Below are 17,600 nucleotides of genomic sequence, written 5' to 3' on the forward strand. Positions count from 1 at the left end.
GTCTTATAATCTATCAATTAAAAAATACTATTACTTAGCAGCCTGAGGAATTTCAATGGCTGTAAGTTCCAGTGTATAGGTTTGTAGCTGATGGTTGATCTCTGACAATCTATTTCTGAAGAATAATGAGGTCCCGAACAGGTCCCGATAATAAGCTATTCCTTCGAGCATATTTTTTCTAAAAGAATTCCATTTTTTGGTTTGGGCATGGCTAACCTGTATAGACGCATCAGTCACTTCTTTTTTCAAGTAATCAATATACATCTTAAGCTCGTTGATAAACATATTCGGGCGCGGGATACCGGAAAGGATATTGGCATTTCCGTAAATGTGCTGCATCATTTCAGATAGTGAAACCTCTTTATCAAAGAAAGCAATATTGGGCCCCGGACATATGACAACCCCTTGTTTTTCTCCTTTTATTTCGATATTCTGTTCTATGTATGCCGCATTGACAAGTCCTACGCACAGACAGGCCTTGTCTGTAATACCGGTTCTTTCTTTGTCAAATTCTTCTTTACTCAGAGCTTCCTTTCTGTTTTCCAGTTCCTTCAGTTTGATATCCTGATATTTTTTAGAAGCCGTGCATGTTCCTTCAGGTGAAAATTCTTTACTCAGGGCCAGCAGCTTTTTGGGGCATGAGCTTCCGTATTTGCCACGGGCTTCTTTTTCGTATTTCAGTTTTTCATTTGAAGTTCCTTTTACGGTATTGAAGGGTACACCAAGTGGAGAGATATTGCTCAGGTAAAAATCTTTTTTTTTGGCTTTTACAAGCAGATTCCGGGTTTCTGCATCTACAGAGGTGGCTTCAGGAACCAGTAAAAAGGGAGAGCCCCAGCCTACGCTGTCTACCTGATACTGAGCAAGCAGAAACTCATGCTCCTCTGAAGTGCCTACTCCACCCTGTACGGTAATTTTCATCTCTAAAGGCTCTGAAACAACAGGTTTACCTTTTTGTTCCAGGGCGTTAACCATTAGTGCGTGTGCCGACTGTATCAGCTCGTTTTTTTTCTGCCTAAATTCTTCCATGATCGGTCCCAGAAGCATCCCTTCAGTGGCAAATGCATGCCCGCCACAGTTAAGACCCGATTCTATCCTGTATTCCGAAACCCACAAGCCTTTTTTAGCAAGAAAGTTTCCCTGGATCATTGCAGAACGGAAATCACTTACCTTTAGAATAATTTTCTTCTTCAAAATACCGTGCTGATCCGGAAAAAAATCTTCAAACTCTTCCATATAGCTGTACAGACGTGGGTTCATCCCGGCAGAAAGAACCATAGATGAAGATAATTTACTCATGGCAAACCCACGGAGCGATGCATGGGCATCATTATACATCACCGGCAGCTGCTGATTGTTTTTATAATTATCTTTATCCACCTTCGTCATAATGTTGACGTCAATACTACCCGGCTTAAGATTCGTTTCAATATAGTTTTTGATTTGCGTCCCCCAGCCCTCGCTTTGGCTGATGATACTCTGAAGACCGCTTTTTACATCTGAAGTATTAGGCAGCATCGCGATAAAATCTTTCAAAGCCTCTTTGTTCTTGCTTATTTCATGCTTGAAAGCTTTAAATTTTTCATTCACGATATCATCCACCATATCCAGATAGGCGGTAATTCTCTTTGCCCTGTAATCTTCTGTTTTTGTCGAAATTCCCAGATAATCCAGGTTAAACTTTTGATTGTAAAAGTTTTTCATTTTCTCCAGGATTTCGTCATCAATAATAGAGATTACGGAAGAAATTCCATATTGTGCGACACGGATCGGGCTGTCTATGGTATAAGACAGGCCCATTACCGGAATATGGAAATTGTGTAAGGTTTTTTTTGTCATATTTTCAATAAAAGTTCTTCATTAATACACTAAAAATTCCTTTACAACGATTCACTTCCTAAATATATCATTTTAAAATTAACTATGCATTAAATAACACTTGCAATATGGAAAACATGTCAAATGTCATTTAATTTCAAACCGAAGCCCTGAAAACAGTCAACCAGAATTTGATCTCATACGTACCTTTTATAATAGTCAAAGGCTGTCCCCATTGTAAATAATGGTAAGACAGCCTGAATTTATTTTTTTGGTGGAAATTCCTACTCAGCCTTATTTTTAAGCATCATCAACAGACTGTAAGCTCCTTTGCAGACTATCTTTTTATGCTTCAGGATGTCTGCTTTCAGAATTTCTGTAAACTGACTGTCAGTAATTCCTGTGGTCACCGGAACCATTTTATAATTTGACTGCCCGAGATCCTCAAAAACATAATTTTTGTTTTCAAAAGAAACTATAGATTCATTGGGAAGTCCCTGGGTATACCGGTTGCTGACATTCACTTCAGCATTAATATACATTCCTTTTACAAACTCAGAATGTGAAGATGCAAGTTTCGCTACCGCAGTGGCAGAACCTCCGTTTTCAATAGCGGGCACCACACTTACAATGCTGGCAGCAGCCTTCACTTCAGGATTCTGATTGCTGTACACGGCAATTTGCTGGCCTATTTTTACATCATTGAAATCATTTTCAAAAACCTTCAGTTCCAAAAGCAACCCTGCAGGATTGATCAATTCAAATAAAGTATCTGCAGGATTGATATATTGCCCGTTATTCACCAAGATTTTGCTTACAAATCCTGTAAACGGTGCATGAATATTAATTTTGCTTCTGATATTTCCGGTATGTAAACCTTTAGCATTGATTCCGATAATTTTCAGTTTTTCTTCAAGGCCTTTTAAGGTGGCGTTCAGCATGGAATAATCTGCCTGAGCGGTTTGCATGGTTTTGTCACTGCTTGCCTTACTTATATTAAGATCTTTCTGCCTGTCCAGATTCAGGCGTGCTGCTTCCTGCTGTGCCCTGGTCACCAGATAATCCTGTTGAAGCTGTATAAACTGTGGATCTTCGACAACAGCAAGAATCTGCCCCTTGGTGAAATGGCTGCCATTAATGATATTAATAGATTTGATATGACCGCCCATAATGCTGGAAACCGAACTGAGGTAGGAAGGAGCAATCTCAGCTTTTCCGTTGAGGATGATCTGTTTTTCCATTTTCCTGTCCTGTATCGAGGTCAACGTAATGCCTACTGATTGGAGCTGCTGATCAGACAGGTGTACTGTATTATCATGCTGACCTGCAAATTTTGTGTTTTCGTACACCGTTTTTTCCTGTTCTTTTTTTCCTGAACAGGATGATAAAACTGCTGCGAGACCAAGGCTGTATATTGATATTTTTCTTAGTGGCATGTCGCTGTTATTTTGAAATTAAAAAATTAAGTTCTGCACCTGTTTGATTGAGTTTTTCCAACTGATCAATATAATCAGCTTTTATTTTAACGGCCTGATTGACCAGGATTACCCAATCCAGATAGTTTATCTCACCGGCATCCATTTGCTTTTGCGCTGTTTTCAGAATGATCTCGGACTTGGGAAGCTGTTTCTGCTCGTAATTTTCAATAATCTTCTGCTGGTTTACCAAATTATTCAGTTGTTGGCGCAATCTGTTTTTTAGCTCAATTTCTTTCCTGTGGAATTCATTTTCGGAGATGCTGATTTTTGCCTTTGCAGCTTTTGCGATCGCACGCTGCCCTTTGGTAAATAACGGGATTCCAACACCCACCTGCACAGAATTAAAACGATTGTTATTGATGTTCTTCATGCTTTGATTCGTATAGCCCACCATCAAATCAGGAAGAAGTTTGCTTTTTTCCAGCTGTTCCTCGGCTTCACCTACTTTGATTTGCTGCTGCAAATACTGCAGTTCCGGATGTTGACTGATCATATCTTCAGTCATTTTCAGACGGATGTCCAAGGTTGATTTTTCTGCCACAGGATGATAAGGAACATCGGACTGAAGCAGAAGCTGGAGTTGTAGAATGGCAATATTGAGGTCATTTTCAAGAGTATCCATCTGGATTTTCACCTGTTCCTTCTGGATTTCTGCTGTAGATTCTTCCAGAATATTGGCTTCACCTTTTCTCAGTCTCAATCCTGCTTTATCGGCAAAGATGGTATATAAACCGGTAATGTATTCCAGTACTTTCTTCTTCTCCTGAAGCACTAATATTCTGTAAAAAACATCAGTGACTTCCTTGGTAAGCTGAGCCTTGGTAAGTCTTTGGCTGATAACACCGGACATCCACTGCGCATCCAGCATCTGTTTTCTCTTGGAGTAAACGGTCGGAAAGCTGAACTTCTGGGATATTACCAATGAATTATCGGTTTCTTCACCCTGAATCTGTCCCAATGCTCCGGAAACTTCCAGCTGAGGGATATCAAGGTAGCTGCCTTTTAGTTGTTGCTGGTATTCCGAAATCAATCTTGAATTTTTCAGGGTTCCGTTTTGCTGAAAGGCTTTTTCCAGGGCCTGCTCATAGGTAATAGGTTCCTGCGCCTGAAAGCTTCCAAAAGAAATCAGAAGCAAGACTACAGATAGCTTTTTATAGTTTATTTTTTTAGGAAATTTCATTTTATTCTTGTTAATATGTTCAAATAAGACGTAGAGAATTGGCAGGACAAATAAGGTTAAAAGTGTGGCAAGCATCAGCCCGCCGATCACCACTGTAGCCAGAGGCCTCTGTACCTCCGCTCCCGCCCCGCTGCTTAATGCCATTGGCAGGAAACCCAGAGAAGCTACAAACGCTGTCATCAGAACAGGACGAAGCCTGATTCTGGTACCGGTAAGGACAATTCTGCTGACATTGGTTATCCCATTGCTCTTCAATCGGTTAAATTCTGATATTAAAACAATTCCATTAAGAACAGCGACACCAAACAAAGCAATAAATCCAACTCCTGCACTGATACTGAAAGGCATGCCCCTTAATGCAAGAAAGTAAATCCCGCCTATCGCTGATAGAGGAATTGCCGTATAGATCAGCAAGCTGTGCTTTACAGAACCGAAGGCAAAGAATAGTAAGAGGAAGATCATCACCAAAGAGATGGGAACAGCTATTCCAAGCCTGGCTTTGGCCTCATTTAAATTTTCAAAGGTTCCACCGTAAGAAATTGTGTATCCTGGCGAAAATTTGAGTTTTTTCCCAACCTTTTCCTGAACTTCTTCTACAATAGTCTGTACATCCCGTCCTCTGATATTGAACCCTACAATAATTCTTCTTTTGGTATCCTCTCTCTGTATCTGGTTCGGACTGTTTCTAAGTTCCACTTTTGCCAGCTGTGATAAAGGAATCTGTTCCCCTGAAGCGGTGGGAACCAATACATTCCGGATTGTTGAGAGGTCTTTTTTATAATCATTATTCATCCGGACCACAATGTCAAACTTCTTTTCGCCCTCATACAATGCGCCGGCAGTCTGACCGGCGAAAGCCATATTAACCACCCTGTTGATTTCCGAAACGGAAATATTGTACCGGGAAAGTTCTGCACGGTTATAATCAATGACAACCTGCGGAGCACCTACAACAGGCTCTATGTACAGATCCTGAGCTCCTTTCACTGTATTGATAACACTTCCGAGCTTTTTGGCATAGCTGGTAAGGCTGTCAAGATCTTCTCCGTATATTTTGCAGACGACATCCTGTCTCGCTCCGGTCATCAGCTCGTTGAAACGCATCTGTACCGGAAATTGAAAGCTGGTCGTGAGTCCAGGAATAACACCTACTGCCTTGCTCATCTTTTCAGAGAGTTCGGGAAATGATTTTGCAGAGGTCCATTCCTTTTTAGGTTTTAAAACAATAATCATATCCCCTGCATCCATAGGCATGGGTTCCGTTGGGATTTCGGCGCTTCCGATCTTCGCCACCACCTTTTCTATTTCCGGAAATTTCTTTAAAAGGATATTGGCCGCCTGGGTGGTTACTTTTTTGGTTTCATTAATATTGCTCCCCTGCAGGATTCTCATTTCTACAGCGAAATCTCCTTCTTCCAATGAGGGAATGAATTCACCTCCCATCCGTGACAGGATAAATACAGCACCGGCGAAAAGGATAAAGACCCCAAGGAGGATGATTTTCCTGAACATAAGCGCTTTTATTAACAATTTCTGATGCCCTGTTTCCACTTTGGCCATCACCTTGTCAGAAATATTTTCCTTTTGCTTTTTCTTTCTGCTTAAAACGAGAGCACTCATCATCGGAATGTAAGTAAGGGAAAGTAAAAAGGCTCCGATAAGAGCAAAAGCTACCGTCTGAGCCATAGGCTTGAACATTTTTCCCTCAATCCCCTGCAGTGTAAATATCGGCAGATATACAATCAGGATAATAATCTGTCCGAAAACGGCACTGTTCACCATTTTGGTGGCTGAACCTGAAACCTGTTCATCCATTTCGTTTTTGCTGAGCATGCCGTCTTTTCCGAAATGTTTTTTATGAGCGAGCTGATGAAGCACTGCCTCAACGATAATGACGGCGCCATCTACAATAAGCCCGAAATCGAGGGCTCCAAGGCTCATCAGATTACCTCCCACTCCAAAGATATTCATCATGATAACCGCAAACAGCATCGATAGTGGAATAACAGAAGCCACCAATAATCCGGCTCTGAAATTTCCAAGAAACAGGACCAGGATAAAAACAACGATCAGGGCACCTTCCATAAGATTTGTTTTAACCGTACTGATGGTATTATTTACCATTTTAGCACGGTCAAGAAACGGCTCTATCACTACACCTTCAGGTAAGGATTCCTGAATTTTCTCCAACCGCTGTTTGATATTCGCAATGACCTTGTTGGCATTTTCTCCTTTAAGCATCAATACAATGGCTCCGGATACTTCACCCGTATCATTATAGGTCATAGCTCCGTACCTTGTGGCATACCCAATTTTTACAGAGGCTACATCTTTGATATGAACCGGTATTCCTTCAGGTGTATTGGATACCTGGATATTTCCAATATCTTCCGTGCTTCCCAAAAGGCCTTCACTCCTGATAAAAAGAACCGTTTCTTTCTTTTCTATATAAGCCCCTCCAGTGTTCTGGTTATTTTTTTCCAGAGAAGCAAAAACATCATTAATGTTGATATCAAATGCCTGAAGTTGATTAGGATTAATGGCAATCTCGTACTGTTTCAATTTCCCTCCGAAACTGCTGACATCAGCAACCCCTTTGGTTCCCAGAAGTTGACGTCTGACTACCCAGTCCTGAATGGTTCTGAGCTCCGTTTCGTCATAAACATTTTCATAGCCTTTTTTAGCTCTGACCACATATTGAAAAATTTCTCCCAAGCCGGTAGAGATAGGCCCCAGTTCAGGCTTCCCGATTCCTTCAGGAATATTTTCCTGTACAAGCTGCAGGCGTTCCTGAACCTGTTGTCGCGCCCAGTATACATCGGTTTTATCATCGAAGACTATCGTGACCAATGATAGCCCAAACCTGGAAAGGCTCCGGAGTTCCGTAATACCGCTGATGTTACTGGTAGCCTGCTCAATCGGAAAAGTAACCAGCCGTTCAATGTCTGCTGCTCCATAGGAAGGAGCTGTGGTGATGACCTGAACCTGATTGTTGGTAATATCAGGCTGAGCGTCTATGGGAAGTTTTGTGGTTTCATATATTCCAAAAAGAATGAGAGCCCCTGTAAACAGAGCAATGATGAGCTTATTCTTTACAGAAAACTCAATAATTTTATTTAACATGAAAAAATAATTAGTTGATCACCCGGAACATCCTATCCATACAGTATAACCCTTATCCTTCAAATCACAAAAGACACAAAATATTTTTTAGACATCCTGGAATTTTACTGAGATTATGGTATGATCCTAAAAAAGCGTTTACCTTATTATGAAAATAGGTTTGCTACAACACCTTGAAGGTCATAATGCGATACACCGACGTGGATATTACGGATTTGTTGATGGTAATAAGAATAGCTGCTTACACGATACGGCAAGCATTAATTTTAAAAAATTAAATCGCTCAGGATAGCCGGGGAGGCTGGAAAATCCGGGAAAGATAAAGATGGGAAAAATCCTTTTCCAGATACATGCTTTTTTTTCTTGGAACCGCAATTTCTTTTGGTTTTTTAATCTCAAAGGTAAGCTCCGGAAGTTGAGCATGTACAGTGAGTACAATGGGTGGATTGATAAACGGCAGCTTCTGATCGGTATCCCAATCTGAATCTTCTTTGTGATTGTCGTAATGTTCCATCACAAATTCTGACAGGCTTCCGTGGTACTCCATATAATGCTGTACAAACATAGGTACTTTAAGCACTTCCGCCGTATTGGTAGTGGCAAATAAATACATAATGGAACATACTATGGAAAACCATTTTAACATGACCGCAAATATAGGGCTAAAATTTTCTTTGAAAAGACTGTCAGTATTAAATTTTCAAGAATTTTACAGGACGGAAAGGTCATCATCTACATCTTCCTGATCTCCCGATTAATATGTTCTTGTATATACTTATAGAGCAGCTCATCTGTATCATCATCAATAGCAATACAACTTACCGTATGGCCTGTATTTTTCGGAAAGTATTTCTGAATATATTCCTGCATAACTTGTGGATTTAAAGGCCTTGTACAAAAAAAGTTCAATGGGAAGCTGTGATCAAGGTCAGAGAAAATGTTCTCTTTATCTTCCGCATAAATAACACTGGTCACCCTTTTCACCACCGGTAAAGCTCTGTAAATCTGGTATAAGAGAGGAAGTGATGCTGCAGTACCGATAAGGAAATAATGGTCGCCGGTAATATCAGGAGATCCTTCAAGCAATGAGGGAATGAAAAATACCGTATCCCCTTCCTGAATTCTTTGTGTCCAGTCTTTCAGGGTATCGTCTGAAAAAATAGTGATGGCAAAATCGGCAATATGGTAAACAGGATCATAATCCCAGACATAGGCATGATGCCGGCGGGCTGCGGAATCATAATATGGATCAGACAGGTACAGGTACACTGCCAGACCGGTAATATCGTGAAATATTGAAAAATTCTGACTTTGAATTTTCAAGTGGTAAGTGTTTGCTGCAATTTTATCTTTTAGGATAACAATTCCCGTAAAAATAGTCGGAACCGAAGTTTGAGGGGTATTCATTATGTATCTAACTGTACCTGCAAATTTGGAAAATTACAGCGTTTAAAACCATTGATCTGGATCAAAAAGAGAATATTAGAGTTTCGATTTGAGCCTGCTGAGCGTCTCCTGGGATATATTGAGATACGAAGCAACCATTTTGTTTGAGAGCCGTCGTACAATAATCGGATTTTCGTCCAGTAATTGACGGTATTTTTCCAGGGCATCCTGAACCAGGAAAGACATCAGCCTTCTGGTATTTGTTACATAAGCCATTTCAAGATACATTCTGTAAAATTTTTCCCATTGTGGAATAAGGTCCAGCAGATGGTAAAAATTTTTATGGGTAATATAATACACTTCGGAATCCTCTACAGCCTGAATAAATTCTTCAGAAGGTTCTGCAGTAATGAAACTGACCAGCGCTGTGGCAAACTGATTTTCAAAAGCAAAATACCGTGTGGAATCTTGGCCGTCCTCATTAATAAAGAATATCCTGAGACAGCCAGATCCTACAAAAAATGTTCTCTGGCTGGACTGTCCATTGGTAAGGAGCAGTTCATTCTTTTTTAACTTCATGGGCCTGAAATAGGAAATAATGGTTCCCATTTCTTCATCTGTTACCGATATTTTGCTTTTGATATATGAAACTAAAAGTTCTTCCATGTATTGAAATCAGTGGTAAGCAAATGTAGTAATAAAAGCCCTACCCGCTTACTTTTTTGATTGATTTTATGTTCCCTTCGGTCGTTCACTTTCAGATTGTCCCGCTTTCCAGTAAGAACAAGCATACAGCCCCTGTGGATCCCAGTTCAGTATTGTTCTGAAATAATCCCGGAGTTCCCGTACCGAAGTATATTCCGCAGCGATATAAATATATTTTTTCTGTATATCTGAGGGGATTGCAACGGATTTTACCGTCGTTACCAGCTCGCTGCCTTTTTGCGGATGAGGGTTATGAAGCCATTGCACAGAAATATCAGCGGCAGAACAAAGGACAAGTTCATCTTCTTTACCCGGGACCTCCAGGATAACCTTTGCTGTTACATAGGAAGGAAACTGTTCGACAATCGCACTGATTACCGGTAAGGCGGTCGCATCTCCTGCCAGCAGATAGAAATCGGCATCAGGAATCAGGGATCTGGAGCTTTCTTTCATTCCTATTTCCAGCTGATCTCCTTCTTTCGCCTGTAATGCCCACCACGAGGCAGGTCCTTCATCGCCATGTGCAACAAAATCAATGCTCAACTCACCATTTTCCAAATCGATTTTACGGTTAGTGTAGGTTCTTAACAGACAATTTCCCTCTCGTTCTGCTGATGGAATTAAGATCTTGTTGTTTGAGCCGGACCGGACATTTGCCAAAAGCTTGGACTGACTTTTATCAATCTCAAAAACTACGCGGATCAGATGCGGCGTGAGATATTTTTTATTCTTAACCGTAAATACGGAACGTATCTTATTCGTTTTTCCCGAATCTTCTATCATATATATTATATTTATTTTTTGTTACCTAGTAAAATAACTATTGAAAGAATACAGCTGATCCCGCCGAATAAATACACAGCCTGATAATCCAGCCATCCGGCCACTAATCCTGCTATAGGTCCCGCGAGTCCCAGGGAAAGGTCTACAAAAGCTACATAAGCACCTAATGCCGTTCCTCTCATTTGCGGTTTTACCTTTCGAATAGCAAGAACTCCCAAAGCAGGAAAAACCAGTGAGAATCCAACTCCGGTCAGTCCACAACCGATGACAGCCATTGTTTTGGAGACAGAAGTCCAGATCAATACCTGCCCTATGACTTCAATAATCAAGGAAATGAAGGCTATCATGAAGCCTCCATACCGGTCTGGAAAAGAGGCAAAGAATATCCTCGTAAGGACATAGCAAAGTCCGAAGACCATAAATGCCATGGAGGCGTCACCCCAATTGTTAGCCGAAAAAAGTAAAGCAATAAAAGAAGCGATACACCCAAAGGCCATGGACGCAAATGCCAGACTAAGGCCCTGTCCGGATATCACACCAATCACTTTATAAAAAGGAGTTCTGATATGATCTTTGTCTACCGTTACAGCTGGCAGCCTTATGGTAGCCATCCAGCTTATCAGTGGAAGCAGGATCATCATCATTAATACCATAAGATCGCCATACCCTTTGCTGAGCCATATACTTAATGGTGCACCTACAGCAATGCCTGCATACATCGCAATCCCGTTCCATGTCATTACTTTTCCGGAATTGGAGTGTCCTGCAAGGCCTATGCCCCACGTTAATGCCCCTGTTATCAGAAAGCTTTCGCCTATGCCGTGAATGACTCTGGCCAGCAACAGAAAGGCAATAGCCAAAGAAGGATTAACCTGAAACAGTACAGCCGATACGTAGATAATGCCTGCTATAACGGCAAGTACTACACCGGACGTTTTGCTTTTTTTTGCCCCTTTGGTATCTGTTATTTTCCCCGAATAGGCGCGGGTAACCAATGTAGCCAGTGACTGTAATCCGATAACAAGCCCTACCATAAGACTGTCAAACCCTAAATTGTCCTGCACAAACCTGGGTAACACACCTAATGCAATGCCAATGGTAAGATAAACACCAAATACCGAAATAATAATAGGGGTAACAGCCTGATAAAAATTCATGGACTGTCCTTTTTCCAATGTTGTATTCATAAATTCTGTTGTATAAATATTTGACTGCAAATGTCTTTCAACAACCCATATCAAACTTTGATTTAGATCAAAAAATGAATATGTCAGGTGTCTCTTTACCGGATCTGTTCCTGTAAGGAATCCATCTCATGGCAAACGGTTGCTGTCCAGAAATCAAGTTCCCATTCTTTTTTACGGACTGTTTCTAAAGAAAATTCTCCTTTGTGATAGCTTCTCATGAGCTCTTTTCTCTGATACTCTACAAGTTGCAATTCAAGATCAAAATATTTCTTTTTCCATTCCGTTTGTTGTGAGTCCGGGTTTTCCTCTACAGTATTAAGAAGCTGCATTTCTTCCCGTGTCAGTTTTTCGATCATAGTCTTAGTGGCATTCTCTGTCATGATATGAGCGTACTGATCTTTTTTTAAAAAGAAAATGGACTTCTGTAGAAGCAGAATATCAAGTTCTCTTGCCTCTTTTTTGTCAGAAGGAACCGGTTTGATCCTGCTGATAAGTTTCGGAAGGGTTAATCCCTGAATAACCAGCGTGAAAATAATGACAACAAAAGACAAAAATAAGATCGTATTCCTCTGTCCTATAGCTGCTCCCGAAGCATCTGTTACTGGCAGTGCCAGCGCAGCTGCCAATGATACTACTCCCCTCATCCCAGACCATGAAAGAATAATAAAATCTTTCTTTGACGGCCTAACAGTTGTATTCTTTTTTTTGAGTGTGTAGTGGGAAAAAACCGGAAACAGAGCCAGCACAGCAAATCTAATGACCACCAACACGGCAAACAGGAAAAAGCCGTGCAGGATGAGAACAGGCAGTTCCCTATAAGGGATCTTTGAAATGACTGTGGGTAACTGCATTCCCAGAATAAGAAAGATGAGTCCGTTCAGAATAAAGATAATCACCTCCCAGAAGTGGCTCATCTGTATTCTGCTTCCTGCGCTGAATAAAGTGAATGAATTCCACGACAGAAGCATCCCCAATACCACCACGGTCAATACACCGGAGCAACCTAGGTGTTCTGCAAGGCTGTATGCTGCAAAAGGAAGCAGGATAACGGCAAATGTTTCAGCATTGGAATGCCCGTTAAAGTACCGGTGTATTTTTAAGAATACAGCCCCCATACCAACACCAATCAGTATCCCCCCCAAACTGATCCCTATAAACTGTACTCCTGCATCCCAAAATGAAAACATTCCACTTACAATGGCTATCACGGCGCATTTATAGGCGATAAGGGCTGAAGCATCATTCAGGAGGCTTTCTCCTTCCAGAATGGTTGTAAGTCTTTGTGGCAGCGAAAAATTTTTCGTAATGCCTGTTGCTGCCACGGCATCCGGTGGGGATATAATAGCTCCGAGAACGAACGAGAGAGGCCAGGTAAACCCTGGAATGATAAAGTGGACAATAACAGCAACAATAGTAGTTGTAAGAAAAACCAGACCTATTGCCAAAACTGAGATAACAGGAAGTTCTTTTTTAAAATCAGGGATTGAAGTATTCCACGCTGCATCAAACAATATGGGCGGAAGGACCGCATAAAAGATTATTTCCGGACTCATGTCAATGGGAGGAATGATGCCGGTAAGGCTCAAAACCAATCCGGATGAAACCAGGACAATAGGAAGAGCCGGTTTTATCCGGTCTTTTACCGAAATTATGATGAGTAAAATAATGGATATCCAGATTATTTTTTCAAGTTCTGCCATAGCTTTTTAGTAAGCCGCGAAATTAGACTGACGATGGTAGCAGAACTATGATCTATGTCAAAATCGACCGGCCATTAATCAAAATCTAAAAAGCCATCTGCAAGCCGCTTCCACTGGATTTTAGCAACGCCCATCATTCCTCCTGCTGCGATGATCAGATTCCTGATCACATCAATAATTCTTGCATTGAAGTTAGGAGATTCATTTCGTCCATAGACCGCTGCTATGATGTGCGTAGCATTTCTTTGGATCATAAATGTGGAGGTAGCTTTTGAACTGTAAAAATGGGCAATATGTTTATTCCCATTCTTCTGAGGATCTCTGGAAGGTCTGCAGATGATCAGGATGGTCTCAGAAGCAGCATCCTGATAATAACAGATGTCTGTCACTTCTACCCAATCATAGCCGCCAGCTGACGGTTCTCCGGGTCCCGGAATATTGATTCTGACAAAATCCCCTTTCTGCACCTCGCGGTCAACAGGCATAGCTTCAGAATCATACAGCTTAAATATGGCAAAACCTTTTCCGGAATAGCTTTCCCATATATTGACAGAGAATAACCTTTTCTTCAGTATTTCAAATTTAAGAGGAACCAATGCCTTCTCAAATTCTTTTTTGCTTTCAGTATCATGAAAACCACCGGATTTTTGTTCGGGAACGCCTTTAATTTGTTTAGGTTTCATTTTGCCTGTTTTCTAACAAATTAAGGAAAATATCATAACTTATTTTATGAGTGTAGTCACAATGAAAGTTTTGAGAAGTCAATGACTGTAAAGGGTACTTGTTAGGACAATGAACTGATAAATACAAATTCAATGGGGATAGGCCTGAGCCTGTTCAACGATATCATATACCATCTATTTGGCTTTTAGCCAAAATTTATTAGAAAAAGGAAGTTGTTTTAACGAGGTTGAATATTCGTTCAGGTACCACATAATGAATTTCGAAATATTAAAAAAAACAGGTTTCAGTTACCGAATAGCTATTTTTAATTAAAATAAATAATTTTTAAAAAAAAGACTCATATGATGCTTTGCATAACACAAAATTTCCTTATATTTGTGAATCGAAATAATTTTTTTTCATCATTTGTGTTTTTTTAAGGTCTCCACTCTTGGGGGCCTTTTTGTTTGCAATGATCCCATAATGGAAATATTACTTATAATATGAAAAAAGTATAAAATGGGAAATATATATTGCTATTAATTTTTTGAATACCCGTCTGTAAAGGAATACTATACTACTGAATCAGCAATAAGTCAACTTTTATTATTTCCAACCGATTGTAGAAAATACGAAGTCTCGCATCGGTTCTTCTGAAAATCTTCCGCTTTTTTTATTTGAACCCTCAATACTTTCTATATGGGATAAAAAATTTTGATAAAGGTTGAGCTAAAATCTATTTCATCTTCTTTATAAAATCAGTAGGCCTGCAGTGCATAACAGACCCAAAGCTTCTGGTGTAGGCCTGTACACTCCTGTACCCTACCTCATACGCTATTTCTGATACCGTTAGGGTATCCGAGCTGAGCAGTTCGAGACTTTTTATAATCCGCAGCATCTGTTGGTATTTGCTAATCGTAAGTCCTGTTTCTTTTTTGAAAATACGTTCAAGGGTTCTTGCAGATAGCGACGCCGTCCCCCCAAGATCATCTATTTTGATTTCGTTCCGGTAATGGTGATGAATGTATTCAATAGCTTTATCCAGACGCTTATCTTTAGGAAGACAAAGATGGAGTTTCAGTGAAAGCTTTACAAAATGAGGCAACTCATTAAAAAGGGCTTTAAGAAATACTGTTTCATCCGGATCCTTTGTCATGAGCTTAGACCATCTTTCGGCATATTTTATCATTTCCCTTAGAACCGGAGGAACCGAAAACACATTGACGTCATTATAGAAGGCATCCTTTTTATCACAGTCTGCAAACATGATCATCAGCTTAATCTTTTCGGAATGTGAATTTGTTTTGTGAATGGCATTGGGAGGAATCCATACCGCATGATTCTGGGGAAGAAGATAAATTCGCTCCTCAATGGTAATATACTGAAACCCACTTTCCACATAGACCAATTGTCCTTTATTATGGTGATGAAGAACATCATCATGAACCCAGTTTTCTTCGAACCAAACAAAATAGGGTTTTTGCAGTGCATCTATCTGTATACTATCATTGGCATTCATCTGTTGTCGTTTTAGGTTAAAACTTTGGCAAAATTAAACAAAAATACTGTCTTAATTTTGCACAAAAGTTTTTTCCTATGATGAAGAATGAAGTAAGAAAGAATGCTTCCTATTTCCTGCTTGCCATCAACGTTCTGGTGGTGGTACTTATTTCGAGTAACCTACGATCTCCTATTGTGGCTGTGGCCCCGGTACTGAATGAAGTAAGAGATGCATTGAAGCTGGATAATTTTCAAGTAAGTATGCTGACGTCAATTCCTCTTTTTATGTTTGCCATCTGTTCGGTAATGGTCAGCAGATTTTCCAGCAAGTTCGGCATCAGTAAACTTTTACTCTACTCTTTGATCATTTTAAGCTTTGGGCTGTTTCTCCGTATTACAGGAACCCTTTCGGGGCTTTTTCTGGGCTCCCTGTTTATTGGCCTCGGAATCTGCATTGGTAATGTGGTGACCCCCGGATACGTTAAAAATAATTTTCCAAAACAGATCGGCCTCATGACGGGAATTTTTGCTGTGTCAATGAATCTTACCGCAGCACTGGCATCGGGTTTCAGTGTACGGATTGGAGAGTGGACCGGATTCGGATGGCGTGGTTCACTTGGAATTTGGCTGGTGATTGCAGCCTTAGGGTTCCTTGTTTTAGTAACAGAACTCCTATTCAACAGAAAAAACCGGGATCAGGTAAAAGTTGCATTAAGCACATCAGGCTTTAATATGTTCAGGTCTGCCCAGGCATGGAACATCAGCATTTTTATGGGGCTTCAGTCTTTGTTTTATTACTGCCTCGTTGCGTGGCTGCCTTCCTTCCTTGCAGATTACCATATGCAGGGGGAAAGTTCAGGCTGGGTACTTTTTGTCATTCAGATCACCATGATCCCGGTAACGTTCTGCTGTCCGATCATTGCCAGCAAAATGAAAGACCAGAAAGGGATGATTGTATTGGTCTGCACCCTGATGCTGGTGAGTACCCTGATGTTTGTGGTATTAAAATCGGAGCTGATTTATCTTAATGCTGTCATCATAGGAATTGCGAATGGTCTATCTTTCTCCTTGTCTATTTTGTTTTTTTCCACAAGAACCAAAAGCAGCATCAATGCGGTAAAAATTTCCGGCATGGCACAGTCAGTAGGTTATCTGATTGCTGCATTCGGACCGCCGGTTTTCGGAAAACTTCATGACTGGGATATTTCCTGGAATGCTTCTTTTTATTTTCTCAGCACTGCGGTGCTGCTGATGTTTTATTTTGGAATGAAAGCGGCAAGAAATAAGCATGTAGAAGACTAGCCTTTTCTTAGGTCACCCGTTTTTTGTTGCTGGATGCTACCCACTCCTCCTTACCACAGTCCGGACATTTACCGGCAGTTCCAGCTTTTTTATGTTCCGTGTGACCACAGAATGTACAGGAATAATGACCTTCTTTGTTCAGGTTTTTCAGGGGATGATCCAATGAATCCGGCATGATGGGAAGACCATACTTCACTGATTGATTTTCGAAAAAAAATACACTGATCTCACCGGAGCTTTCTTCAATGGCCATTTCCACCTGCCCAAGCTGGGAAACCCCTTTTAGTCTAAGCTCTGCAAAAAATTCGTCACTTCCCAGATTTTCTTTTTGAAAATTGTTAATGGAAAACTCTCCGTCTCTTATCAGACAGATTGATTTTCCCTCTACAAGTTTCTCAAAACGCTTACTTTTCCCAATAAAAAATGTAACTATGGAATAAAGGAGAATGATTACCACAAAAACCATAAGAGAAGAGATGATTCCTACATCTTTATTAAACATGGGATCACCGGCAGCAGAACCGAGACCGATAATGACAACCAGTTCAAAAATAGAAAGCTGCTTAACACCTCTTTTTCCAAGAATCCTTAATCCGATGATAATAGCAAGGAACATAATCATAGTCCGAAGAATAATTTCTAAAATAAAAGACCATTCTTCGTGTCCCATTAATAATTCTTTCCAGTCAAGGTGTATAAGAAAAACTGAAAGCATACAAATTATTTTATGGGTAGAATTCAAAAAACAAGCCATATCTTCAGCATAAAAAAAACT

Annotated in this window: 13 protein-coding genes; 1 reads left to right on the plus strand and 12 read right to left on the minus strand. The window is 40.4% G+C overall.

The window, feature by feature from the left end:
- Positions 1-30: 30 nt before the first annotated feature.
- From DRF67_RS16590 to DRF67_RS16640, 11 genes are all read right to left on the minus strand, one after another.
- Positions 31-1,839, minus strand: a complete 1,809-nt coding sequence (locus tag DRF67_RS16590) for a hypothetical protein (protein WP_115929419.1) — start codon at positions 1,837-1,839, stop codon at positions 31-33.
- A gap of 263 nt (positions 1,840-2,102) precedes the next feature.
- Positions 2,103-3,254, minus strand: a complete 1,152-nt coding sequence (locus tag DRF67_RS16595; RefSeq protein WP_115929420.1) for an efflux RND transporter periplasmic adaptor subunit — start codon at positions 3,252-3,254, stop codon at positions 2,103-2,105.
- Between the two features lie 7 nt (positions 3,255-3,261).
- Positions 3,262-7,599 (minus strand): CusA/CzcA family heavy metal efflux RND transporter, encoded by a 4,338-nt coding sequence (locus DRF67_RS16600; protein ID WP_115929421.1) that lies wholly within the window; start codon positions 7,597-7,599, stop codon positions 3,262-3,264.
- A 283-nt stretch (positions 7,600-7,882) separates the two neighbouring features.
- Positions 7,883-8,212, minus strand: coding sequence for a hypothetical protein (locus DRF67_RS16605; RefSeq protein WP_115929422.1), 330 nt, complete (start codon positions 8,210-8,212; stop codon positions 7,883-7,885).
- Between the two features lie 119 nt (positions 8,213-8,331).
- Positions 8,332-9,006, minus strand: a complete 675-nt coding sequence (locus tag DRF67_RS16610) for a hypothetical protein (RefSeq protein ID WP_115929423.1) — start codon at positions 9,004-9,006, stop codon at positions 8,332-8,334.
- A 75-nt stretch (positions 9,007-9,081) separates the two neighbouring features.
- Positions 9,082-9,651: a Crp/Fnr family transcriptional regulator gene (locus DRF67_RS16615; RefSeq protein ID WP_115929424.1), complete on the minus strand. Its 570-nt coding sequence runs from the start codon at positions 9,649-9,651 to the stop codon at positions 9,082-9,084.
- 66 nt (positions 9,652-9,717) lie between these two features.
- Positions 9,718-10,473 (minus strand): siderophore-interacting protein, encoded by a 756-nt coding sequence (locus tag DRF67_RS16620; protein ID WP_115929425.1) that lies wholly within the window; start codon positions 10,471-10,473, stop codon positions 9,718-9,720.
- 11 nt (positions 10,474-10,484) lie between these two features.
- Positions 10,485-11,660 (minus strand): MFS transporter, encoded by a 1,176-nt coding sequence (locus DRF67_RS16625; protein ID WP_115929426.1) that lies wholly within the window; start codon positions 11,658-11,660, stop codon positions 10,485-10,487.
- Positions 11,661-11,755: 95 nt separating this feature from the next.
- Positions 11,756-13,360, minus strand: a complete 1,605-nt coding sequence (locus DRF67_RS16630) for a Na+/H+ antiporter (protein ID WP_115929427.1) — start codon at positions 13,358-13,360, stop codon at positions 11,756-11,758.
- A gap of 74 nt (positions 13,361-13,434) precedes the next feature.
- Positions 13,435-14,043 (minus strand): hypothetical protein, encoded by a 609-nt coding sequence (locus DRF67_RS16635; protein WP_115929428.1) that lies wholly within the window; start codon positions 14,041-14,043, stop codon positions 13,435-13,437.
- Between the two features lie 716 nt (positions 14,044-14,759).
- Entirely contained in the window at positions 14,760-15,542 is a 783-nt protein-coding gene (locus tag DRF67_RS16640) for a helix-turn-helix domain-containing protein (RefSeq protein WP_115929429.1), read from the minus strand.
- 77 nt (positions 15,543-15,619) lie between these two features.
- On the opposite strand from DRF67_RS16640, the gene DRF67_RS16645 reads away from it, so the two are divergent.
- A complete protein-coding gene (locus DRF67_RS16645) occupies positions 15,620-16,825 on the plus strand; it encodes a CynX/NimT family MFS transporter (protein WP_228435838.1) in 1,206 nt (401 codons plus the stop codon).
- A 7-nt stretch (positions 16,826-16,832) separates the two neighbouring features.
- Here DRF67_RS16645 and DRF67_RS16650 read toward each other — a convergent pair whose 3' ends face one another.
- On the minus strand, positions 16,833-17,540 hold the full coding sequence (locus tag DRF67_RS16650) for a DUF421 domain-containing protein (RefSeq protein ID WP_115929461.1): 708 nt from the start codon (positions 17,538-17,540) through the stop codon (positions 16,833-16,835).
- Between the last annotated feature and the right edge of the window lie 60 nt (positions 17,541-17,600).

This window comes from Chryseobacterium pennipullorum, from assembly GCF_003384725.1.
Classification (GTDB): Bacteria; Bacteroidota; Bacteroidia; order Flavobacteriales; family Weeksellaceae; genus Chryseobacterium; species Chryseobacterium pennipullorum.